The following is a 20788-nucleotide window of genomic DNA, read 5'->3' as shown; positions in this document are numbered from 1 at the left end:
AAACAAGGATCAACAAATGGGTTCCGCATTGCGCTCGGTTTATCAGAAAACCGTCGACGAGGCTGTTCCCGACGATCTGCTCGAACTCCTCGGCAAGCTAGACTGACGGCGGGCCGCATGGCCTCGCCACCCGACCCGATCCTTACACAACAGGCAGAATCTGTGGCCGAACGCCGTTTCGTCTCGGCGATGGGTCGCTTGCCGACCGGTGCCAAGCTATTCCTCATCCTCAGCGCTGCGCTCCTTCCGTTGGCGCTGATCGCGGTGTTCGCGACGTTGCAGACCACCCGCCTCGCAGACTCGGAGGCACGGGCTCGACTGAGGGTAACCGCCAATGAAAGCGCGCGTGCGATCGCCATCGAGCTGGTCGGCGACATGACCGCGTTGCGGGTCGCGGTAAACGCGCTCGGCACCGATCCCGCCGACGCGCCGAGTTGCGCGCGTGCGCAAGGCGTGTTCGCCCAACAATCCTCGGCTGGCACCCGCTTCATCATCACCGATCGAAAAGGCAACGTCCTGTGCGGCGTCCCGCTGCCCAATCCGGTGACGCTGCGGCAGGACGACATGCCGATCGCCGCCGCGATCGTTCCCGAGAACGGCCTGTTGCTCGCAATCTCCGGTCCCGGCGGCGATACGTCCGCACGCGCATATTTTCCGCGACCGTTCCTTGAGAAGATCGGGCGGCCATCGACCCGCGCATCCGCGTTCAGCAGCGCAATCGTCCTGGACCAGGATTCGTTGCTCCTGGAAACGATCGCGGACGAACGCCCGCTCGACCGCATGGAGACGATGCGGACCGAACTCGGCGTGGCCGGTCTCGCGTTGCGCACCAGCATCCGCAGCGCGCCCGTGACATCGTCGCTGATCGTCGCGATGCTGCTTCCGGTGCTGATGTGGATCGCAGCCGCCAGCATCGCATGGTTCGTCGTCGACCGCTTGCTGATCCGCCCCCTGCGCCGCCTGCGCGGTGCCGTTGCCGCCTTCACACCGGGCGAAGAACTTGATTTCGGCACCGTCCATACGCTGCCCGCGCAGGAGATCCGCGAACTGGGTGAGACGTTCCAGGCGATCAGCCGAACGGTGGCGCTACACGAAGCGGGTCTTGCCGAAGGACTGGTCCGTCAAACCAAGCTCACGCGCGAAGTCCACCACCGTGTGAAGAACAACCTCCAGGTAATCTCGAGCCTGATCAACTTTCACGCCCGCAGCGCACCCAGCGCCGACGCCACCGCCGCCTATTCGTCGATCCAGCGCCGCGTCGATGCGCTGGCCGTGGTGCACCGCAACCATTTCGCCGAACTCGAGGAGAACCGCGGCCTCAACCTGCGGACGATGATCGGCGAACTCTCCGCCAACATCCGCGCGACCGCCTCGGATCGTTCGCATGGCCTGGGCATCACGCTCGACGTCGATCCCTATCTGGTGAACCAGGACGTCGCGGTCGCCATAGCGTTTCTGGTTACCGAGACGATCGAACTCGCGATGACCTGCGATCCCGCCGCGCAGATCCGGATCGTCGTAAAGCCGGCCGACAAGCTTGCCGACAAACCCGACCGTGCCTTGCTGCGAGTCGTGTCGCGGGCGTTGGTCGAAAGCGATGCCCTGCGCGAGGCCGCCTCGCGTTATGGGCGCGTGATGGAAGGCCTGTCACGCCAGCTACGATCGCCGCTCCACCATGATCCGCTGGTGGGTGCCTACGAGATCGCCGTTGCCATCACCGGTCGCGACTAACGAAGTCGCGACATTTGTTTCGCTAAAGTTAACCAATTCAAATCAAACGCGGATTTTTAATAGAGTTGTGCGAGAAAGTTTGGAACCGACGACGGTCATCGCCGTTCTACTCTTCGGATAGCGAATTTATGCCCCCCCGCTCTCGCTATCCAGAACACAGGCCCGGCAGCATCACCCTCCCCCCCCGGTGATGTTGCCGGGCCTTTATTGTTCGTACGTCCGTGAGCGTTAAGCCGCACAATCCGCTCATCTTTCGGTTCGACATCGGAACGAATACGGGGTCGAGCGGTTCACCCCCGGTGGCATTCAAGCCCTCTTGGAGGAAGTATCATGCGTAAGTTGGTTGGACTGGTCGTCGTCGCAGGCGCACTGATGGTTTCGGCATGCAACACGGTCGAAGGTGCGGGCAAGGATGTCGCATCGGCAGGCAAGACCGTCGCGAAGACCGCAGACGGCGCCAAGTAAGCTTTCACGCTTTTGATAAGGGAACGGGGCCGGGTGCACATGCACCGGGCCCCGTTTTCGTATCGGCCGGATCAGCTTTCGACGATATCGGTGGAGTCGCCCTCCACCGCCGCGGCTTTCGCCCGGCTGCGCTCCGTAAACCAGATCCCGATCAGCGCGAGTTCGTACAGAATTACCAGCGGGATCGCGAGCAGCAGCTGAGATCCGATGTCGGGCGGCGTCAGTACGGCAGCAATCGCGAACGCCGCGACGATCGCGTAGCGCCGCGCACCGATCAACTGCTTGCGCGTGACGATCCCAGCACGCTCCAGCAGCATCAGCAGGACCGGCAGCAGGAACGAGATGCCGAACCCGAACAGGAACTGCATCGTGAACGAGAGGTAGTTGCCGATCGCCGGCAGCGCCTCACGGTGGATGCCACCGACCATCCCGTCGAAACCGAGCAGGAAGTGCAACGCCATCGGGATCGCGACGTAATAGGCCATCGCGGCACCCGTCAGGAACAGGACCGGCGTGGCGAGGATGAACGGCAACAGCGCGCCGCGTTCCTTCTTGTACAGGCCCGGCGCGACGAACTGCCACACCTGGTTCGCGATCACGGGGAACGACAGCATCATCGCGGCGAAGAACGCCACCTTGATCTGGACGAAGAACGCCTCGAAGATCTCGGTATAGATGACCTTGTTCTGGCCTGCTGCGAGCAGCGGGTGAACGAGGAAGCCAAAGATGTTCTCGGCGAAATACATCGCCACAGCGAACGTCACGACCAGCGCGGCGATACAGTAGAGCAGCCGTCGCCGCAGCTCGATCAGATGGTCGAGCAACGGCGCCCGGCTTTCGTCGATCTCGCTCATGTCTGGCTTTCGGCGTTATGAATGGTAGCCACGGCCGCTGCGCTCATGCCCGTTGCGTTCATGATGACGCCACGTCGGACTTGCCGGTCTTGTCGTCAGGATGGGGTCCCGTAGGGGCCGGCGTATCCAGCGGTCCGTCGAACAGGTCCGGACCACGATCCGCAACCGGGGCGTGTTCTTGCTCGGACGGTACTGGCGAACCGTGCGCTGGAGCAGCAGCCACGACTGGCTTCTCGACCATCACCGGCTCGTCGGTATGATCGACGGACCGGTAATCGCGGCGGTGCTCCTCCGTTTCCGGGGAATGCACGACCTGCGCGGTATCGGTCGATGCCATGTCGGTCTGCGGATGCTCGCGCATGATGCGTTCGTTCTCCGACGCCCAGCGCTTTTCCATTTCTTCGAGTTCGGCCTCTCGGACCATCGAATCGAAGCCCGAGCGGAACTGCCGCGCGACGCCGCGCGCCTTGCCGACCCAATAGCCGACCACGCGCATCGCCTTGGGCAGGTCCTTCGGACCGATCACGACGAGCGCGACGAAGGCCACGAGCAGAAACTCGGAGGGCGCGATATCGAACATTCAGCCGCGCCTATCTAGGGTCGTCAACTCTGCCGGCTTCAGGCAGGACGGTCGTCGCGGACGCGATTGCCGTCGCGATCGAACGCGGGATCGGCAGTCTTCTGCGCTTCGATGCGTGCCGATGGCTTGGCTGGTGTCTCGTCGTCGTTCTCGGACATGCCCTTCTTGAAGTTCTTCACGCCCTTGGCGACGTCGCCCATCAGGTTCGAGAATCGGCCACCGCCGAGCAGAAGGATCGCGACGACCGCGAGTACGAGCAGGTGGATCGGGCTAAAACCGCCCATGGCACTTCTCCTGAAAACTGAACCCTATCTAAGCCTCATCCTGCCGCTTTGCCAGCGATCTCACCATCCTCCGCGCCATCCTCCTCACGTTCTTCGCCATCTTCGAGCCGATCGAAGGCAAGATCGACCGGATCGAGCAGCCCGGCGGCGCGCAGATCGTCGATTCCAGGCAGGTCGCGGCGGCTCTGAAGGCCGAAATGGACGAGGAATGTGGGGGTAGTCGCGAACATCAGCGGGCGTCCCGGAACTTCGCGTCGCCCGGCCGGCTTCACCCAGCCCGCTTCCATCAGGACGTCGAGCGTCCCCTTCGATATCTGAACGCCGCGAATCGCCTCGATTTCCGCACGGGTGACGGGCTCGTGGTAGGCGATGATCGCCAGCGTCTCGATCCCCGCGCGGCTGAGCTTGCGCGGTTCCTCGCGGTCGCGGCGGAGCATGTGCGCCATGTCCGGTGCCGTCTGGAACTGCCAGCGCTCGCCGCGTCGGACTATCGCGATGCCGCGGCCGGCATAGTCGGTGGTCAGCTGGTCGAGTGCGGCGCGCACGTCGCCGGTGCCGACGTGCGCGCGAATCGCGTCGAGCGTCAGCGGAGTCTCCGCCGCGAACAGAACCGCCTCGACGGCGCGCGTGAAGTCGTCGGGCGGGGTCACGCGCGGGCTCTCAGATACAGCGGCGCGAAGGGTGACGCCTGGCGCAGTTCGATCTTCCCCTGCCGTGCGAGTTCGAGCGCTGCGACGAAGCTCGACGCCAGCGCCGACCGCCGGAGACGCTCGCCCGCTTCGGGAAGGAAGCTTTCGATCACGCTCCAGTCGATCCGTTCGCCGACCAGCATCGATACGCGCTCGAGCGCCGCCTCCAGCGTCATCACCTCGCGGTCGGCGACAACGTGCATCACTGGCCGAGTCCGCGCGGAAATGCGACCGTACGCGGCGATCAGGTCGAAGATCTCGGCCTGCCATGCGGCCTTGCGCACCGTCCGCAGCCCTTCGGGAGCGCCGCGCAGGAACACGTCGCGGCCGGTCCGGTCGCGCGCCATCAGCCGCGCACCGGCCTCGCGCATCGCACTCAGCCGTTCGAGCCGCAGTTGCAGCCGCAGCGCGAGTTCTTCCGGATCGGGCTCGGCGAGTGGGTCGCGGGGCAGGAGCAGCGCCGATTTCAGATAGGCGAGCCATGCCGCCATCACGAGATAGTCGGCGGCGAGTTCGAGCTTCAGCGCGCGCGCGGAGTCGACGTACGCCAGATACTGCTCGACCAGCGCGAGGATCGAAATTTTTCGCAAGTCCACCTTCTGTCCGCGCGCAAGCGAGAGCAGCAGATCGAGCGGTCCCTCCCATCCATCGAGATCCAGGGTCAGTTGCGCATCGTCCATCGCCGAACGCTACAGCGCGCGCTGCCGAGCATCCACCCTTCACGTTTGACGCACGACCATATGAACCATATACGCTTCATATGGCCGGAGTGAATGGGAGGCTTGAATGGGTATCGTGAAGATCGACGACGCGCTGCACGAGGATGCGCGGCGGGCGAGCCAGGTGCTGTGCCGGTCGATCAACGCTCAGGCCGAGTTCTGGATGAAGATCGGCATGCTCGCCGAGGCCAACCCGACGCTATCGTTCAACGATATCGTCACCGCGCAACTCGCCGCGGCCTCGGTCCGCGTCGCCGACAAAACGGCAGCCTGAGATGGTGAAGACGCCGGCCGAACTGGCGCTGATGCGCGTGTCGGGCGCGTTGCTGGCGTCGGTGTTCGAGATGCTCGACGTGCAGGATCTGGCGGGGCTGTCGACGTTGCAGGTCAACGACATGGTCGACCGCTACATCACCGACGACCTCGCCGCTCGGCCCGCGAGCAAGGGACAATATGACTTCGAATATGTCCTGAACAGCTCGATCAACCACGTCGTCTGCCACGGCGTACCGAACGTTCGCGATGTCATCCGCGACGGCGACATCGTCAATCTGGACATCACGCTGGAGAAGAACGGCTTCATCGCCGATTCTAGCAAGACGTATATGGTGGGCACCGTTCCGCCCGCTGCGAAGCGCCTCGTGCGGATCGCGCAGGAGGCGATGTGGCAGGGTATCCGGCAGGTCCGGGCGGGCGCGCATCTCGGCGATATCGGCTTCGCGATCGAGCGGCATGCGAAGACGCACGGCTATGCGGTCGTGCGCGACTATTGCGGGCACGGCATCGGCCGCGAGATGCACGAGGAGCCGCAGGTGCTCAATTTCGGGCGCGCGGGGACCGGCATGACACTGCGCGAGGGGATGGTGTTCACGATCGAGCCGATGATCAACCAGGGAACGCGCAAGGTCTCGACCGAGGATGACGGCTGGACGGTGGTGACCGGCGACGGCAAGCTCTCTTCGCAGTTCGAGCATACGGTGGCGGTGACGCGCGGCGGGGTCGAGGTGCTGACGTTGCGCGGGGATGAGCGGGCTCGGGGGTGGGGATGATCGCGGAGTTCGCGACCGTTCAACTTCATTCCGTTCGTGCTGAGTAGCGACTGAGTAGGCTCGCAGAGCCGTATCGAAGGCGTGTATCGAAGCACAGGTTCCGCGTGCCAACCTGTCCTTCGATATGCCGCTTCGACAAGCTCAGCAGCTACTCAGGATGAACGGAAGTGTGCTCACCGCCAACCGTTCCCCCCCCCGGCGGAGGCCGGGGCCCAATTGGGGGACGGTGGTAACTGAGGATCGCGCTCCGTTACCGCGACCTCTCCAATTGGACCCCGGCCTCCGCCGGGGGGGGGCGCTAAGAAGGCGCGCTACGGGTGCCAAACCGGCCTAGGCGCGCGCCAACAACGCGTCCCGCGTTGCGATCAGTTCCTCGAAGTCGCCCTTGCCAGCCCCGACCGACGCCATCGCCCGATCGAGCCTGGCACGCGACGCCTCGGAGATTTCCCCCAGCCGCCCGGCGATCTCGACCATCTCGTCCATCCGCGCCCAGCAATCGAGCACCAGATCGCACCCAGCGGCGATCGCACCCGCCGCCTTGTCGCCAGCGGTGCCGGACAGCGCCTTCATGTCGATGTCGTCGGTCATCAGGAGGCCGTCGAAGCCGATCCGTCGACGGATGATCTCGTCGATCAAGATCGGCGAGAGCGTCGCGGGGCGATCAGCGTCCCAGGCGTCGAAGACGATGTGAGAGGTCATGCCCATCGGCGCCTGGTTGAGCGTGCGGAAGGGTTCGAGGTCGACCTCGAGGTCGGCGTCGGTCGCGGTGACGGTCGGGAGGTGGTGGTGCGTGTCGACCTTGGCGCGACCGTGGCCGGGCATGTGCTTGACGACACCGACCACGCCACCTTCCGCCAGCCCTTCGAGCGTTGCGCGGCCGAGGGCTGCGACGCGCATGGGGTCGGCGCCGAACGTCCGTGAGGCGACGGCTTCGGTGGTATCCGGCTGCGACACGTCGAGCAGCGGCAGGCAGTCGACGGTGATCCCGACCTCGCTGAGCATCACGCCTAGCGCCTGCGCGTTGGCACGTGCCGCCTGTATCGCGGTCATCGGCGCGTGTTCGTAGGCTGCGTCGAATACCGGACCAGCGGGGAATGTCGGCCATTCGGGTGGTCCCATTCGCGCGACGCGGCCGCCCTCCTGGTCGATCAGGATCGCGAGGTCGTCGCGTCCGGCCAGCGCGCGGAGTGAGTCCGTCAGCGCACGGACTTGGTGGCGATCGACGATGTTGCGCTTGAACAGGATGTAGCCGGCGGGTTCGCACTCGGCGAAGAACGCGCGTTCGGCGGGGGTGAGGACGGGGCCGGACAGGCCGAAGATGACGGGCTTCATGACTGGGTCCTAAACCGAAAGCCCCCCCTTACCGTTCGCACTGAGCGAAGTCGAAGGGCCTGCGTATCGGAAGCCGCTTCGACTTCGCTCAGCCCGAACGGCAATGGGGCCATGTCCTCAATAATCCTTCGAGACACGAACGTTGGCGCTCTGCCGGCCGAGCGTGGAGATGCTCGACAGCAGCGACAGCCAGCGGGTGACCTGGAACTCGACCTGCGTGGCGGAATAGCCCTGACCGTCGGTAACGATCTCCGCATACAGGCGCCGGGTGACGTATTTGCCCGCGGCGATCGAGGTGCCCTGCCCGGTCTGCGGATCGGCCGGGAGGATGCGGAGGCGGTCGAGACCGGCCGCGCGGCGCACCGCATTGATCGGGTTGAGACCGCTGCCACCGCCCTGCAATGCCGCCACCGCCGCGGCCAACTGGAGAGCCTCGGGCGCGGACAGGTTGGTGATCGAGGTGCCGAACAACAGCCGCGAGAGAAGTTCGTCCTCGGGCAGCGCGGGCGTGCTGGTGAAACCGATCTCGGGCTTCAGCGCGTAGCCGGTAACGCGGATCGATGCGCTCAGGCCCGTCGAGTCCGCGTTCGCCTCGATGTCCAAAGCCGGGTTCGCCGGGACCTGCCCGTCGAAGCGGATGACGCCGCGCGCGAGTTCGAACTGGCGGCCCGCAAATTCGTAGTCGCCGCGGATCAGCGTCGCACGGCCGGTGATCGCCGGGTTCTCGGGCTGGCCGGCGATCTGGAGGTTGGCGGACCATTCGCTGGTGAGGCCGAGCCCGCTGACCATGACCTGGTTCGGCGCGCGCGCCTTGATCGCCAGCGTCCAGGGCTTGGTCGGGGTCGCGACTTCCTCGCCGCCGTCGGGCAGGTTGATTTCGCGGATGTTGAGTTGGGGGACGGCGCTGGCAGCGGTGGCCTGGCCGAGGCGGTAGCGGCTCTTGTCGAGTATGACGTCGCCGGCGATCGTGCCGCCCGAGCCGTTCGACTTGAACGTCAGCGGGCCGGAGACGGTCGCGCCGATGTCGTCGCGGTTAATCATCACCGCCTTGTCGGCCTGGAGCGCGAGATCGAGGCCGATCCCGGCGGCGGCGGCGAATTCGAACTGGCCGGTGCCGGTGACGCGCCCGCCCTTGCCCGCGTCCGCGCCGAACCGGTCGATCACGAGCCGCGAACCGCCGAAGCGACCGGTCGCCTGGACGTTGGTGAGGACGGTGCCGGTGGTGGCGCTTTCGATCCGCGCGCCGTTCGCCTGGACGACGCCGCGCAAGGTCGGGTTGGCGAGCGTGCCGACGACGTCCGCGCCGATCGCGACCGGGCCTGAGAAGTCGAACAGCTCGACCCCCGTGAGGCGCCAGAGTGTGTCGGCCGGGCCGCTGTAGCGAAGTTGGCCGAACAGGCGGGCGTTGCTGATCCGGGACGCGAGATCCCCCTGCCCCAACGGCGCGAGCTGGGCCTGGGCACGGCCGATCGTCTTGCCGGCGGACGCGATCACCGCGCGCAGGCCGAGCTTGTCGGGGGAAAGCACCGCCGCGACGCCGACGTCGATCGGGCGCGACGAGAGGACGAGGCCGGCGCGGCTGAGCCCGCGGATCGTCACGTTCGCCTTGCCGGTCGGGGCCGCACCATTGGCGGTCGCGATCATGAAGCTGCCCGACGCGCTGCCGCTGAGACCGAGCCCAGGATAGGCGATGTCGAGGATCGCGAGCGGCATCCGGGTCAAGCTGGCGTCGATCGCGGTGCTGGCAGCGGTAAAGCGGCCGCCGACCTGGGCCTCGCCGCCCGAGAAGCTGAGCTTGGTCGGCGCGAGATGCCAGCCGTCTTCGGCCTGTGTTAGGACCGCGGGGGTGAGCAGTTTCAGCGGACGGCCGTCGAGCGTGCCTTGCGCGGAGATCGCGTAGCTGTTGGCGGTCACCTGCGTGACGCTCTGGATATCGAACGCGCGGCCGCGGGAGCCGGCGATCGATGCCTTGATCGTGCCGACGCCGCCGCGCAGCGACGCGGAACCGTTGAACCGCGCGAGGCTGAGCGTGCCGCGACGCAGGCCGAGGCCGGTCGCGGTGGCCTCGATCGAGGTGCCGGCGGGATCGAGCAATGTGACAAAATCGAGCTTGCCGGAACGGAGCGCGACGGTGTCGAGCGTCGCGGCCTTGGCGGCGAGATGGCCCTCGATACGCTGGATCTGGCCGACCGGGCGGAACAGGAGTTCACCCGAGATGCCGCCGCCGGCAACCGCGAGCGCGCCGTTGAAGCCGCCATCGACGACCGCGATGTTGCCGCTTGCTCTTGTGCCCGCAACGTTCAGCGCGGTGATGGCGATCGTCGCATCGGCGCCCGGCGGCAACAGGATCGCGCCGTTCGTGGTGAACGGCCCGAGCCGCGATCCGCCAGCGGCGGTGAACGCGAATCCCTGCGGCGTCGGATCGAGATGCGCGTGGACGTTCGACAGGCCGAGCGTCGCATTGGGGCTGGCGAAGACGAGGTCGAGCGTCGGCTTGTCGATCTGGCCGTCGAGCACGAGCTGAACCGGGCCATAGGTCTGCTGGCGCCCGCTCCCCTCGAAATGGAAAGTGCCGTCGCGACGACGATAGCCGTTGCCGGTCAGCCGGATCTGCGGCGCGATCAGGACGAGGTTGGTGAAGTGCAGCACGCCGTCGGTGGTGCGCTCGAGGTTGGTCGTGATGCGCGGCAGCCCCCCTGCGAGGCTGTGGAAGAACGCGTTGTCGAGCCGCACCATCTGCGCGCTGCCCTGGCCGATCACGCGCGTGCCGTGGCGGTTCGGGCCGGGGACGACGCGCAAGGTGGACTTCACGTCGACGATGCCGAGGCCGGGGATCAGATAACGACCGAGCCCGCCGTTGATGCCGACCTCGAACTGGCCGTTGCGCAGGTCGACCGCGAGATTGATGCTGCCGGCGAGCTTGTCGGAGCGGAGCTTGAGCGCATCGCCGGTGAGCAGCGTCGGCGTCACGCGGAGCAGGCCGTCGACCGACAGGTTGCGCAGGATCCCGCCGGCGACGGTGCCGACGCCGGTGACGCGCGCCGCGGTGAAACGGATCGGCACGGTGACGGGCGCCGCGGACAGGCGGCCCTTGCCGGCGGCGTGGGCGTTCTCGAACCCGGTCTGGTCGAACGCGAAGCGGCTCGCGTCGAGGCGATAGTCAAACGCCGCAGTCGCGAACGGGCCGTCGAGGATCGCGCGCAACTCGACCATGTTCCCGGTCATGTTGTCGAACAACGCGGGCGGGCGAAGCAGCCGCGCCTTGATCCGGACGTCACGATACGCGTTCGCACCGAGATCGACGATGCCAGTCGTGTCGATCGCCAGCGCGGGCGTTTGGAGCGAAAGCTGCCCGTCCAGCCGGCGGTTGGCGAACTCCGCACTGCCGTTGACGAGGATGCGCGGTGCCGTCAGCCGTTGCAGCCGCCCCTTGAGCAGCGACGACGGCGAGAGCGTGCCCGACAGCGTGTAGCGCCCGGCGACCTGCGCGAGCGCGAGATCGACGACGCGCGTCGTGCCGACGATGCCGTTCGCGCGGCCGTTCCACTTCGCCCAGCTGCCGTCGCCGGTGACCGCGAGCGCGACCGGGCCCTTCGCCTTGACCATCCGCGCGAGCACGCCGCCCGCGGCGCCCTTCGCGGCGACGTCGAGGTCGAAGCGGTCGCGGGCGGGCTCGGCATCGATCCGGAGCTTCAGGTCGTCGCTGCCGGCGACGCGGGCCTTGAGATCGACGAGCGCGCGACCGGAGCGGATGTCCGCGCGGCCTTCGAGCGTCCCGATCCGCTGCGTTCCCAGCACGCGCTTCGCCAAGGTCAGCCGCCCGACCGACAGCTTGCCGATATGGATATCGAAATCAGGCAGGATCGGGCCACGCGTCCTGGACGGTCTGGTGCGCGGCGTGTGCGTCAGGATCGCGCGATCGACGATCAGCCGCTGGATCTCCAGCCGGTTGGAGAACCAGTCGAACGGCGACCAATCGAGTTCGACATTAGGCGCTTGGAAGACCAGCCCCTCAAGGTCGTACACGCGCAGGTCGATGAGCCGCGTGTCGCCGTATAGCGAGCCGTCGATCCGACCGACCGTGAAACGCAGGCCGTTCGCGGTCTTGATCGCCGCGATCCGGTCCGCGACGAAACGATGGCCGATATCGGTGTCGACGATCAGCAACGCGGTACCGATGATCACGAGCAGCGCCATGATCGCGCTTGCGATCCAGCGCCACCAGGCGATCCGGGGCTTTGGGCGGCGTTCCGGAAGAGTGACCTCTTCGGTCAAAATGCCTGCCCCAGCGAGACGTATACGGCGATCCGGCTGTCGCCGGGCTGTGGGTTGATCGGGGTGCCGACGTCGAGGCGGATCGGGCCGAAGTTCGAATAATAGCGCACACCGATGCCGGTGCCGTATTGCAGCCCGGTGAATTTCGGCAGCGGCGAGGTATAGATATTGCCCGCGTCGAGAAACGGCACGATCCCGAAGCTGCCGAGCACGCGCACCCGCGCCTCGATCGAGAATTCGGTCAAGCTGCGGCCGCCGATCGGATCGTTGTTGGGATCGCGCGGGCCGATCGACTGATAGCCATAGCCGCGTACCGACGCGCCGCCGCCGGCATAGAAGCGGCGTGACGGCGCCACCTGATCGCGCGGGGCGCCGACGATGGTGCCGAGCCGGGTGCGCGCGGCGAGCACGACCCGATTGCCGAACGGTTGGTACACGCTGCCGTCGAACTGGGTGCGGGCATAACCGAATACCGAGCCTTGCAGCGACACCTCCGGACTGAGCCGGCCGCCGAGGCGGAAGCCCTTGGTCGGGTTGAGCAGATCGTCCGAGCCGTCGTAGTTGAGGCTGGTCGGCAGCGCGCCGATGAAGAAGGTGCGGCGGCGCGGATCGCCGGTCGAGAGAATCACGTCGCGCTCGTCCGATGCAAGCAGTTCGCCGCCGACCGACCATGTCCAGGTCTTCTGGAAAAAGATGTTGGTCTGTCGTTCCAGGCTGCCCGCGAGCGAGAACGTCTTCGCATCATACGCGTCGCGATTGGTGTGCACCGCTGAGGCCTGGAGCGTCAGCACCCGGTCGCGCGCCTTGAAATTGTTGCGGCGGAAAACGACCGAGCCGAGCTGTTCCTGCGTTCCCAGCACGCCGCGCAGCGTCAGCGCGCCTTCGGGCGGGAACAGGTTGCGGTGCGTCCAGCTGAGTTCCGCGCGCGCGCCTTCGCCGGTGCCGTAGCCGAGTTCGCCCGCAACGGTATGCGGCGGGGCGCGATCGAGCTTTACCGCGACATCGACGGTATCGGGCGTCGCGCCCTGCACCGGCTTGAGATCGACCGCGGAGACGAGGCTGGTCTGGATCAGCGCGCGGCGGAGATCGTCGAGCTTGGCCGCATCGTACAGGTCGCCGGGTGAAAAACGCGCGATCTCCGCGACATGGTTCGCGTCGAACACACGGTTGCCGGGGAGCGCGACGATCTGGCCGAATTTTCGCGCGCCGCCGGGTTGGACGGAGAGGTCGAGCGTCGCGGTGCGGGTGGCGTGGTCGACAACGATCGCCGGATCGCCGACCTTGGCGAAGGGAAAGCCCTCGCGGCCGATCTGAGTCGTCAGCTTGGCCTGCCCCGCGACGATCGCGTCAGAATTGACCGGATCCTCGGGCTTCACGCCGAACGCGGTGACGAGGCCCGGCGTCTTGTCCCCCGCCGCGGCGATACCGTCGATCGTCACACCCTTGAATGTATACAGCGTGCCGGGCGTCGCCGACAGCACCACCATCGGCTTCGCCCCGGGCTCGACCCGCGTGACGACGTTGGAGTCGTAGTAACCCTGCGCGCGGAGCAGGCTGTTGAGCAGGTCGGCATCCTCGCGCGCGCGGCGATCGAGTTGCGCGGCGTTGGCGGCCTGGTGGTCGTTTGCATCGAGCGTCGAGAGTTGCGCGAACCGTTGGCGGAGCAGCGCGTCGTCGATGCCGTCTATGCCGTCGATCCGCCAGGCGTAGCGGCTCTCGGCATTGGCATCGACCGCGGCGACGGTGGCAGCCGGATCCATCGGCGACGTGGCGAGATCGGGCCAGGCGACACCGATGTCGGGCAGCGGGGCGAGCGGTGAATTCGGGTCGAGCGACATCGGCGTGTCGGCGGTCTGCGTTACAGGGGTCTGCGTAGGCACCCGAGCCGTTTGTGCGTTCGCGGCAGGTACGCCTGCACCCGATACGGCGCCGGCTGTCGTCAGAACGAAAAAGGCGGCGGCCGGCCCGGCTCGCCCGACGCGGAACACCATGTCCGGCTCCTAGCCGGGCTTGTCGTTGCGGAACAGTATCTAACGCCGTATTTCCGCCACGTTTCATCCGGGTGAGGATCAGCCCTGGCGTGTGGGTGGCATCCGGCGGCGGCGCGTGGCAGGACAGTCCCATGACCGACCCGATTTCCCGCGACACCCTCCCCCCCCACAAGGACCCGAGCGCCGCGGGCGGGTTCCTCGTCGCGCTCGGCATGCTCGGTGGTGCTGGGGTGGGGTTTGCGATTGGCGAGGCTACGCCGGGGTTTCTGGTGGGGACCGGAGTTGGCGTGCTGGCGGCGGTGCTGGTTTGGTTGAGGGACCGGCGGTAGCGGCACCGCGCCTCCGCCTCATCCTGTTATCTTCCGTTCGTCCTGAGTAGCCGTCGAGTAGCTTCAACGGAGCGTATCGAGACGGCGTATCGAAGGATGGGTTGGCGCTCGGAACCCATGCTTCGATACGTTCCTGACGGAGCTACTCGGTCGCTACTCAGCACGAACGGGGTGTGGGATGGCGGAGCCCGTCGCGCCCATTCCATACCTGTTACCGGCTCTCGCGCCAGATCTGGAGCGGTGCGCTCGGGTTCAGCCCGCCCTGATGCACGGGGCAGCGGCGGTAGCGGAAGCGGCGGTCGAGGCAGATCCAGACCTCGTCGAGCCAGCCTTGCTTGGTCGCGGTGACTCGCATCATGTCCGGCTTGAGCCCCGGGTTTGCGCCCGCCATCGCCGCGGCGAACCGGCCGGCGGTCAACGGCGTGCGCGATAGTCCGTCCATGTCCGGATAGCGGAGCTTGCCGTACAGCCCTGCCGACTGGTTGAAATACTTGGCGGGACGGTAGCCCGGCATGCACGTGCCGTGCTTCGCCCATTCGTGCTGGAGCAATTGCGCGGACGGCGTGGTGCAGAGATGCGCGCGGATCACCGGGGGCGGCACGAACTCGGCCGCGCGACAATATTGCGGCCAGTCCTTGCCGACGCCGTCGGGCCACAGGCCGTGTAGCGTGAAGCCAAAGCGATTACCCGAACCGCACTGGACGCCGGACGACGCGCGGTCGCCATTGTCGCGGCAATATTGCGGCGCCCAGGTGATCGCGAGCGTGTAGCTGCCGATCGGGATGTCGCGGCGCGGCTGGCTATCCGACGGCAGATCGGGATGGACACGTTCGACCGTCGCCGGGATCGAGCATTGATAGGCCTGCGCCTGGACGACACCCGGCAAGGCTAGCGCCGCGGCGGTAAGAATCATCTTAGCGATCATGCGACATATCCTCGAAAGTGCTAGGCTCGTCAGCATCGGGCAGTTCGCCGAACCAGAGCTTGGCATCCGCCTTGAACAGATGAAGCGCGGCGGCGACGTAGAGCGCGTCGGCCGCGAACGAGATCATCGAGGTCGTGCCGATCGTCGTCTGCCCGCGCGCAACGCTTGCCAGCGACAGGCCCACGCCGATGATCGACAATCCCGCCAGCACCACGACGATCCACTTTGCCGCCACGCTCGGCGAACGCGCGGTAAAATACCAGAGCAGCAGCGTGACCGCGATGCCGATGACCTGGAACGTCGGCAGGATCCAGCTGACCTGCGACAGGACCGGGTTCGCCGCGACTAGCGCGGTCCGCTGCGACCAGCTCATCGCAGAAACGATCAAACCGAGCACGAACGAGGCGAGATACAGCCTCTCGTAGCGGACGATGGATATCGGCCTGATCATGCTCGTCGTTCCCTGAATTGCATCATGTGTCGCGCTCGATCAACGCCGCAGCGGTCGTCAGGCGGTTGCGAAGTCCAGACCTATATCCGCCGCGGGTGCCGACTGCGTCAAGCGACCCACCGAGACATAGGTCACGCCGCTTTCGGCGATCGCGCGGATCGTGTCGAGATTGACCCCGCCCGACGCCTCGGTCGGCACGCAACCGCGAACGAGCGTCACCGCCTCGCGCAACATCCCCGGCGGCATGTTATCGAGCAACAGGTGCGTCGCCCCGGCGACGAGCGCGGGCTCGATCTGATCGATCCGGTCGACTTCGACGATGATGTGCGCGATCCCCGCCGCCTTCGCGCGCCTTACGGCCTCGGTCACGCCGCCCGCGACCGCGACGTGGTTGTCCTTGATCATCGCCGCATCCCACAGGCCCATGCGGTGATTCTGCGCGCCGCCCATCCGGGTCGCGTATTTCTCCAGCACCCGCAGGCCTGGAATGGTTTTCCGCGTGTCGAGCAGGATCGCGCCGGTGCCCGCGATCGCATCGACATAGCGGCGTGTCATCGTCGCGATCCCCGAGAGATGCTGGACGGTGTTGAGCGCAGATCGCTCGGCGGTCAGCAGCGCGCGCGCCGCGCCTTCGAGCCGCAGCAACTCGGTACCCGCGGCGACCTGCTCCCCGTCCTGAACGAGGCGTTCGATGCGCACGTCCGGGTCGAGCGCGCGGAAGAACGCCTCGGCGAGATCAAGCCCGGCGACGACAATCGGATCGCGGCTGTCCATCGCACCGCTGAACCGTGCGTCCGCGGGAATCACGGCGGCGGACGTAATGTCGCCGATCGCGCCCAGATCCTCGGCCAGCGTCGCCGTGACGAACGCCGCACTGTCGAAGCTTTCGGGCAATGCTGCGTTCACCTAAACTCTCCCAGAAAACGCCGACTGGCAACGCATGCGCCGGTGCCAAAAAACTTCGCATGAGGACAGCAAATTTACGGGGAGGTCGAGCGACGAAGTTATTTCGTGTGGCCTGGAACCAAATCGAGCGTTCGGAGTTGCACGATCAAGACCTAGGGAAATTACTATGCCTACGAAGATGTTAGCCGATACCGCACGCCTGAACGCACTGCTCGACGAGGCGCTGGCGCTCGCCGATGCGCTTCAGTTGCCGATTGCGGCGATCCACATCGATCAGGCGATCGCTCAGCTCAATGGGGATGCACCCGCGGCCTAACGGTTACGGGCGCGCCCTGCCCGATCCATGATCGGGACCCGGCGGGGTCGTCATTTCGGACCGAGATCACCACTGCCGACGGTGTTCGAGGCCATCGACAACATCGCGTCGAGGCTTTTCTTGGCTTGCAGACGCAGCCCTTCCTCGATCTCGATGCGCGGCGAGAGATCGCGCAGCGCAACGTACAGCTTTTCGAGCGTATTGAGCGCCATGTATGGACAGATATTGCAGTTGCAGTTGCCGTCTGCGCCGGGCGCACCGATGAAGCGCTTGTTCGGCAACGCCTTTTCCATTTGGTGGATGATGTGCGGTTCGGTCGCGACGATTAGCGTGTCGCCCGGCATCGCCAGCGCGTAATCAAGGATGCCGCGGGTCGAACCGACGTAATCGGCGTGATCGAGGATGATCGGCGGGCATTCGGGATGGGCGACGACGGGCGCACCGGGGTGCTGCGCCTTGAGCTTCATCAGCTCGGTCTCGCTGAACGCCTCGTGGACGATGCACACGCCCGGCCACAGCAGCATGTCGCGGCCGGTTTTCCGCGCCAGGTAACCGCCGAGGTTGCGATCGGGGCCGAAGATGATTTTCTGGTCGAGCGGAATCTGCGCGAGGATCGTGTCCGCCGACGACGACGTCACGATGATGTCGGACAGCGCCTTCACCTCGGTCGAGCAGTTGATGTAGGTCAGCGCGATGTGGTCGGGATGCTTGGCGCGGAACGCCGCGAACTGCTCGGGCGGGCAGCTGTCCTCCAGACTGCACCCGGCGTCCATGTCGGGCAGGATGACGATCTTGTCGGGCGACAGAATCTTCGCGGTCTCGGCCATGAAGCGCACGCCGCAGAACGCGATCACGTCGGCGTCGGTGGCCGCGGCCTTGCGCGACAGGTCGAGACTGTCACCGACGAAATCGGCCAGATCCTGCAGCTCGGGCTTCTGGTAGTAATGCGCGAGGATGACGGCGTTCTTCTCCTTGCGGAGACGCTCGATCTCGGCGCGGATATCGATGCCGGCGAAGTTCTGGTTCAATTCCATGGTCGTATCCCGCGTGTTGCCCGTCTTCTAACGGCGGTTCCCTAGCACGTCCTGCAGCGAGCGCGAGGTGTCCCAGCGCTCGGTATTCGCGACCGGCTCGTCGGCGAAGCGCACCGCAACGGTCGCATCGATCCCGGCAGCGCGCAGCGGCATCGCGAAGCTCCGCTCGACCGCACGCCGCGTGGCATCGCGTGCGAGCTTGATCATCGCCGGCTCTCGCGCCTGGCGGATCAGTTCGATCTGGCCGGCACGGCGGTTGGCGGCGTCGAGACGCTTCTCCGCATCGGTGAAAACGATCAGCGGGCCGCCTGAGCCGTATTCGCGTATTGCGTTGAGATCGATCTGGGGACCGTCAGCCTCTACCGCCGGCAAGCGCACGGACAATATCTTCGACGTGCCATCCCATGCCACATCCGACTGCGTGAGTTTCGCCATATCGACCTCATACCGCACCATGCCCGGCATGATCAGCGTCTTCTCGGTGGTGAAGCCGAGCTGCGATTGCTTCGACGTGACGACCGCGACGTAGCGCGCGGCGAACGCCGACAGGCGGTTCTGTTCGCGCAGCCCCTCCAGACTGGCGCTCGCGATCGTCGTCGGATCAGGGGTCAACCGGTTGCTCACGTAACGCTGGACGCCCCAGAGCATGAGCAGCCCCGCGAGGACCAGGATGAGGATGACACCGAACGCCTTGGCCAGGAACGGGCCGACGCCGCTTTTGCGCGGGGGTGGGATCATGCTGTCGTCCGCCATGTTTCGCCTTCCTCGATCACCAGTTCACGGGTTTGCAGATCGTACAGATGCGCCAGCACCGACCGCTCGGCAGCGGGCACCAGGCGCGCGTCGAGACCCACATACATGCCCTCCACCAGCGCCGGGATCGGCCGCGCGCCCGCGCGGAGAAGTCGGAGGATCTGTCCCTCGCGCTGCTTGCGGTGGCCGAGCATGCCCCGGACCAGCCGTTGCGGCCTGTCGATCGCTTCGCCGTGACCCGGATAATAGACACGGTCGTCGCGGCCCATCAACTTTTCGAGACTTGCCATATACGCCGTCATGTTGCCGTCGGGCGGCGAGACGACCGTCGTCGACCATCCCATGACATGATCGCCAGAGAACAGCGCCTTGGTCTCGGGCAGCGCGAAGGCGAGATGGTTCGACGTGTGCCCCGGTGTCGCGATCGCCTCGAGCGTCCATCCCTTGCCCGTGACGATATCGCCTTCGGCAAGAACGCGGTCGGGGGCGTAGGTGGCATCGAACGACGCGTCTGCGCGCGCACCCGTATCGGCAAGATCGAACGGCGTAGCGCCGACGATCGGTGCGCCGGTGAGCGACTGTAGCGGACGCGTGGCGGGGCTATGATCGCGGTGGTGATGCGTGACGACGATCGCGCTGACCGGGCGACCATCGATCGCACGCAGCAAGGCATCGATGTGCTCGGCGTCGTCGGGGCCCGGATCGATCACCGCGAGATCGGTCTCGCCGACGATGTGGGTCTGCGTGCCGGTATACGTGTACGGGGACGGATTGGGCGCGAGCACGCGGATGACCAGCGGCTCGAGCTGGATCGGGATACCGGTCGGATGCTCAGCCATGAAGGCGAGATGGCGGCTGGACGCCGGGATGGCAAGACCAACTTAGTTACAGCGATCGTCGAGTTTCTTTACAGGTCAGCGCGTCCGATACCGACGATTAACCATTGAGATGCCTGAAACGCCGCGCACTCGGAAGTTTGGCACGCATGGTGCAACGCTTATATCGTCACCGAGCGCTTTCGCGTTCATGCAGGGTGGATCGACCGCTACCGTCCGGTCTCGCGTCGATCCACCCTCCCCGGCTTCCCAGATCAGTTTGCGTTCTGCTTCTCGAACAGCTGCGCCAGTTCGCCGCTCTCGTACATTTCCATCATGATGTCGGAGCCGCCAACGAATTCGCCATCGACATAAAGCTGCGGGATCGTCGGCCAATCTGAATAGCTCTTGATACCCTGGCGGATGCCTTGGTCCTGCAACACGTCGACGCTCTCGAACTCGACTTCGAGGTGGTTGAGGATCGCGATCGCACGGCTGGAAAAGCCGCACTGCGGGAACAGCGGGCTGCCCTTCATGAACAGGACAACCGGGCTGGCTTTCACCAGAGCGTCGATGCGGGCGTTGGAATCGTCGGTCATGTCTTCGTCCTCAGGAAATTGCGGTGGTAAGCTGAAGGGCGTGCAGGACGCCACCCATGCGGCCGCCAAGCGCTGCGTAAACCGCCTGATGCTGCTTGACGCGGCTCATGCCGGCAAAACTCGCGGCGGTGACCTTGGCGGCATAGTGGTCGCCGTCGCCGGCGAGATCGGTGATCTCGACCTGCGCATCGGGAATAGCATCGCGGATCATCGTCGCGATGTCGTCGGCAGCCATCGGCATATCAGTGGGACTCCAGCAGTTGGCGGCGTGCCTCAATCATCTGCTGCGCGAGCGCGCGGCGGACGGTCGCCTCGTCATGATCGAGACCGGCAGCGGTCAGATCACCGACGAGCTTGCGCACGACGTCGTCATCGCCGCCACCTTCCATGTCGGCGTGCACCAAAGCCGTCGCATAGGCGTCGGTTTCTTCCGGCGTAAGCTTCATCTCCTGTGCGGCCCAACCACCAAGCAGACGATTGCGGCGCGCGGTGATCCGGAACGCCATCTCTTCCTCACGCGCGAAATTGGCCTCGCTAGCGCGTTCGCGATCTTCAAAAATGGTCATATCGCGGGTCCCGTACAGTCGTCGTCGGTTCCGAGATAGGTCGCCGACTGCCGCTACGCAACAATCGCTGGAGAGCAGTAGAATCCTACTAGCGTCGAGCGACGAAATGACCGATATATGCGACG

24 protein-coding genes are annotated in these 20788 nt (G+C 65.8%); 7 read left to right on the top strand and 17 right to left on the bottom strand.

Annotation, left to right across the window (positions count from 1 at the left end):
- Positions 1 to 16 precede the first annotated feature (16 nt).
- The 3 genes from O6W96_RS16335 (at position 17) to O6W96_RS16325 (ending at position 2196) form a co-directional block, all read left to right on the top strand.
- Positions 17 to 106, top strand: a complete 90-nt coding sequence (locus tag O6W96_RS16335; RefSeq protein ID WP_353470539.1) for a NepR family anti-sigma factor — start codon at positions 17 to 19, stop codon at positions 104 to 106.
- Positions 107 to 189: 83 nt separating this feature from the next.
- Positions 190 to 1731 (top strand): sensor histidine kinase, encoded by a 1542-nt coding sequence (locus O6W96_RS16330; protein WP_353470584.1) that lies wholly within the window; start codon positions 190 to 192, stop codon positions 1729 to 1731.
- A gap of 330 nt (positions 1732 to 2061) precedes the next feature.
- Positions 2062 to 2196: an entericidin EcnA/B family protein gene (locus O6W96_RS16325; RefSeq protein WP_353470538.1), complete on the top strand. Its 135-nt coding sequence runs from the start codon at positions 2062 to 2064 to the stop codon at positions 2194 to 2196.
- 71 nt (positions 2197 to 2267) lie between these two features.
- Here O6W96_RS16325 and tatC read toward each other — a convergent pair whose 3' ends face one another.
- From tatC to O6W96_RS16300, 5 genes are read right to left on the bottom strand one after another with little or no spacing between them, the layout of a single operon-like run.
- Positions 2268 to 3050: a twin-arginine translocase subunit TatC gene (gene tatC, locus O6W96_RS16320; RefSeq protein ID WP_353470537.1), complete on the bottom strand. Its 783-nt coding sequence runs from the start codon at positions 3048 to 3050 to the stop codon at positions 2268 to 2270.
- A 58-nt stretch (positions 3051 to 3108) separates the two neighbouring features.
- Positions 3109 to 3630 (bottom strand): Sec-independent protein translocase protein TatB, encoded by a 522-nt coding sequence (tatB, locus tag O6W96_RS16315; RefSeq protein ID WP_353470536.1) that lies wholly within the window; start codon positions 3628 to 3630, stop codon positions 3109 to 3111.
- 38 nt (positions 3631 to 3668) lie between these two features.
- The gene (locus tag O6W96_RS16310) at positions 3669 to 3914 is read right to left on the bottom strand and encodes a Sec-independent protein translocase subunit TatA (RefSeq protein WP_056055794.1); all 246 of its coding nucleotides are present in this window, start codon (positions 3912 to 3914) and stop codon (positions 3669 to 3671) included.
- A gap of 35 nt (positions 3915 to 3949) precedes the next feature.
- On the bottom strand, positions 3950 to 4564 hold the full coding sequence (gene scpB, locus O6W96_RS16305; RefSeq protein ID WP_353470535.1) for an SMC-Scp complex subunit ScpB: 615 nt from the start codon (positions 4562 to 4564) through the stop codon (positions 3950 to 3952).
- Positions 4561 to 5283 carry a segregation and condensation protein A gene (locus tag O6W96_RS16300; protein ID WP_056055791.1) on the bottom strand — a complete coding sequence of 241 codons (723 nt, stop codon included), beginning with the start codon at positions 5281 to 5283 and terminating at the stop codon, positions 4561 to 4563. The genes scpB and O6W96_RS16300 overlap by 4 nt, the downstream gene beginning before the upstream one ends.
- 106 nt (positions 5284 to 5389) lie before the next feature.
- On the opposite strand from O6W96_RS16300, the gene O6W96_RS16295 reads away from it, so the two are divergent.
- Together O6W96_RS16295 and map are read left to right on the top strand one after the other, a co-directional pair.
- On the top strand, positions 5390 to 5596 hold the full coding sequence (locus O6W96_RS16295) for a ParD-like family protein (RefSeq protein ID WP_056055789.1): 207 nt from the start codon (positions 5390 to 5392) through the stop codon (positions 5594 to 5596).
- Between the two features lies 1 nt (position 5597).
- Entirely contained in the window at positions 5598 to 6371 is a 774-nt protein-coding gene (map, locus tag O6W96_RS16290; RefSeq protein ID WP_353470534.1) for a type I methionyl aminopeptidase, read from the top strand.
- A gap of 330 nt (positions 6372 to 6701) precedes the next feature.
- On the opposite strand, the gene O6W96_RS16285 is transcribed toward map, so the two are convergent.
- The 3 genes from O6W96_RS16285 to O6W96_RS16275 form a co-directional block, all read right to left on the bottom strand.
- Positions 6702 to 7703, bottom strand: a complete 1002-nt coding sequence (locus O6W96_RS16285; protein WP_353470533.1) for a glycoside hydrolase family 3 N-terminal domain-containing protein — start codon at positions 7701 to 7703, stop codon at positions 6702 to 6704.
- A 117-nt stretch (positions 7704 to 7820) separates the two neighbouring features.
- Positions 7821 to 11900 (bottom strand): translocation/assembly module TamB domain-containing protein, encoded by a 4080-nt coding sequence (locus tag O6W96_RS16280; RefSeq protein ID WP_353470583.1) that lies wholly within the window; start codon positions 11898 to 11900, stop codon positions 7821 to 7823.
- Positions 11901 to 11974: 74 nt separating this feature from the next.
- Complete coding sequence (locus tag O6W96_RS16275) at positions 11975 to 13969, bottom strand: autotransporter assembly complex protein TamA (protein ID WP_353470532.1); 1995 nt, start codon at positions 13967 to 13969, stop codon at positions 11975 to 11977.
- Between the two features lie 89 nt (positions 13970 to 14058).
- Between O6W96_RS16275 and O6W96_RS16270 the strand changes: the two genes are divergently transcribed.
- Positions 14059 to 14298, top strand: a complete 240-nt coding sequence (locus O6W96_RS16270; RefSeq protein ID WP_353470531.1) for a hypothetical protein — start codon at positions 14059 to 14061, stop codon at positions 14296 to 14298.
- 211 nt (positions 14299 to 14509) lie between these two features.
- On the opposite strand, the gene O6W96_RS16265 is transcribed toward O6W96_RS16270, so the two are convergent.
- From O6W96_RS16265 to nadC, 3 genes are read right to left on the bottom strand one after another with little or no spacing between them, the layout of a single operon-like run.
- Positions 14510 to 15223 carry a ribonuclease T2 family protein gene (locus tag O6W96_RS16265; RefSeq protein ID WP_353470530.1) on the bottom strand — a complete coding sequence of 238 codons (714 nt, stop codon included), beginning with the start codon at positions 15221 to 15223 and terminating at the stop codon, positions 14510 to 14512.
- A complete protein-coding gene (locus tag O6W96_RS16260; protein WP_353470529.1) occupies positions 15213 to 15674 on the bottom strand; it encodes a hypothetical protein in 462 nt (153 codons plus the stop codon). Before O6W96_RS16260 ends, O6W96_RS16265 begins: the two co-directional genes overlap by 11 nt.
- Positions 15675 to 15731: 57 nt before the next feature.
- Entirely contained in the window at positions 15732 to 16580 is an 849-nt protein-coding gene (gene nadC / locus O6W96_RS16255) for a carboxylating nicotinate-nucleotide diphosphorylase (protein WP_353470528.1), read from the bottom strand.
- Between the two features lie 178 nt (positions 16581 to 16758).
- Here nadC and O6W96_RS16250 point away from each other — a divergent pair, with 178 nt between their 5' ends.
- Positions 16759 to 16896 carry a hypothetical protein gene (locus O6W96_RS16250; protein ID WP_353470527.1) on the top strand — a complete coding sequence of 46 codons (138 nt, stop codon included), beginning with the start codon at positions 16759 to 16761 and terminating at the stop codon, positions 16894 to 16896.
- Between the two features lie 50 nt (positions 16897 to 16946).
- Here the strand turns inward: O6W96_RS16250 and nadA are convergent, their stop codons facing one another.
- The 6 genes from nadA to O6W96_RS16220 form a co-directional block, all read right to left on the bottom strand.
- The gene (gene nadA / locus O6W96_RS16245) at positions 16947 to 17930 is read right to left on the bottom strand and encodes a quinolinate synthase NadA (RefSeq protein WP_353470526.1); all 984 of its coding nucleotides are present in this window, start codon (positions 17928 to 17930) and stop codon (positions 16947 to 16949) included.
- Positions 17931 to 17957: 27 nt separating this feature from the next.
- Positions 17958 to 18683 (bottom strand): DUF4230 domain-containing protein, encoded by a 726-nt coding sequence (locus O6W96_RS16240; protein WP_353470525.1) that lies wholly within the window; start codon positions 18681 to 18683, stop codon positions 17958 to 17960.
- The gene (locus O6W96_RS16235; RefSeq protein ID WP_353470524.1) at positions 18665 to 19522 is read right to left on the bottom strand and encodes an MBL fold metallo-hydrolase; all 858 of its coding nucleotides are present in this window, start codon (positions 19520 to 19522) and stop codon (positions 18665 to 18667) included. The genes O6W96_RS16240 and O6W96_RS16235 overlap by 19 nt, the downstream gene beginning before the upstream one ends.
- 251 nt (positions 19523 to 19773) lie before the next feature.
- Complete coding sequence (grxD, locus tag O6W96_RS16230) at positions 19774 to 20097, bottom strand: Grx4 family monothiol glutaredoxin (protein ID WP_353470523.1); 324 nt, start codon at positions 20095 to 20097, stop codon at positions 19774 to 19776.
- 10 nt (positions 20098 to 20107) lie between these two features.
- Positions 20108 to 20338, bottom strand: coding sequence for a BolA/IbaG family iron-sulfur metabolism protein (locus O6W96_RS16225; protein ID WP_131586202.1), 231 nt, complete (start codon positions 20336 to 20338; stop codon positions 20108 to 20110).
- 1 nt (position 20339) lies between these two features.
- Positions 20340 to 20663 (bottom strand): DUF1476 domain-containing protein, encoded by a 324-nt coding sequence (locus O6W96_RS16220; RefSeq protein ID WP_353470522.1) that lies wholly within the window; start codon positions 20661 to 20663, stop codon positions 20340 to 20342.
- Positions 20664 to 20788: the final 125 nt, after the last annotated feature.

Source organism: Sphingomonas faeni (assembly GCF_040407495.1).
In the GTDB taxonomy this organism is placed as follows: domain Bacteria; phylum Pseudomonadota; class Alphaproteobacteria; order Sphingomonadales; family Sphingomonadaceae; genus Sphingomonas; species Sphingomonas faeni_D.
This window is presented reverse-complemented; position numbering and strand designations above follow the sequence as displayed.

Bases quoted from the DNA above. Each gene is read 5' to 3' on its own strand.
- O6W96_RS16335 (WP_353470539.1), top strand. From the start codon at position 17: ATGGGTTCCGCATTGCGCTCGGTTTATCAGAAAACCGTCGACGAGGCT.
- tatC (WP_353470537.1), bottom strand. From the start codon at position 3,050: ATGAGCGAGATCGACGAAAGCCGGGCGCCGTTGCTCGACCATCTGATC.
- nadA (WP_353470526.1), bottom strand. From the start codon at position 17,930: ATGGAATTGAACCAGAACTTCGCCGGCATCGATATCCGCGCCGAGATC.
- tatB (WP_353470536.1), bottom strand. From the start codon at position 3,630: ATGTTCGATATCGCGCCCTCCGAGTTTCTGCTCGTGGCCTTCGTCGCG.
- O6W96_RS16280 (WP_353470583.1), bottom strand. From the start codon at position 11,900: ATGGCGCTGCTCGTGATCATCGGTACCGCGTTGCTGATCGTCGACACC.
- map (WP_353470534.1), top strand. From the start codon at position 5,598: ATGGTGAAGACGCCGGCCGAACTGGCGCTGATGCGCGTGTCGGGCGCG.
- grxD (WP_353470523.1), bottom strand. From the start codon at position 20,097: ATGACCGACGATTCCAACGCCCGCATCGACGCTCTGGTGAAAGCCAGC.
- O6W96_RS16300 (WP_056055791.1), bottom strand. From the start codon at position 5,283: ATGGACGATGCGCAACTGACCCTGGATCTCGATGGATGGGAGGGACCG.
- O6W96_RS16325 (WP_353470538.1), top strand. From the start codon at position 2,062: ATGCGTAAGTTGGTTGGACTGGTCGTCGTCGCAGGCGCACTGATGGTT.
- O6W96_RS16235 (WP_353470524.1), bottom strand. From the start codon at position 19,522: ATGGCTGAGCATCCGACCGGTATCCCGATCCAGCTCGAGCCGCTGGTC.
- O6W96_RS16240 (WP_353470525.1), bottom strand. From the start codon at position 18,683: ATGGCGGACGACAGCATGATCCCACCCCCGCGCAAAAGCGGCGTCGGC.
- O6W96_RS16330 (WP_353470584.1), top strand. From the start codon at position 190: ATGGGTCGCTTGCCGACCGGTGCCAAGCTATTCCTCATCCTCAGCGCT.
- O6W96_RS16310 (WP_056055794.1), bottom strand. From the start codon at position 3,914: ATGGGCGGTTTTAGCCCGATCCACCTGCTCGTACTCGCGGTCGTCGCG.
- O6W96_RS16295 (WP_056055789.1), top strand. From the start codon at position 5,390: ATGGGTATCGTGAAGATCGACGACGCGCTGCACGAGGATGCGCGGCGG.
- O6W96_RS16275 (WP_353470532.1), bottom strand. From the start codon at position 13,969: ATGGTGTTCCGCGTCGGGCGAGCCGGGCCGGCCGCCGCCTTTTTCGTT.
- O6W96_RS16260 (WP_353470529.1), bottom strand. From the start codon at position 15,674: ATGATCAGGCCGATATCCATCGTCCGCTACGAGAGGCTGTATCTCGCC.
- O6W96_RS16285 (WP_353470533.1), bottom strand. From the start codon at position 7,703: ATGAAGCCCGTCATCTTCGGCCTGTCCGGCCCCGTCCTCACCCCCGCC.
- O6W96_RS16220 (WP_353470522.1), bottom strand. From the start codon at position 20,663: ATGACCATTTTTGAAGATCGCGAACGCGCTAGCGAGGCCAATTTCGCG.
- O6W96_RS16250 (WP_353470527.1), top strand. From the start codon at position 16,759: ATGTTAGCCGATACCGCACGCCTGAACGCACTGCTCGACGAGGCGCTG.
- O6W96_RS16225 (WP_131586202.1), bottom strand. From the start codon at position 20,338: ATGCCGATGGCTGCCGACGACATCGCGACGATGATCCGCGATGCTATT.
- O6W96_RS16265 (WP_353470530.1), bottom strand. From the start codon at position 15,223: ATGATCGCTAAGATGATTCTTACCGCCGCGGCGCTAGCCTTGCCGGGT.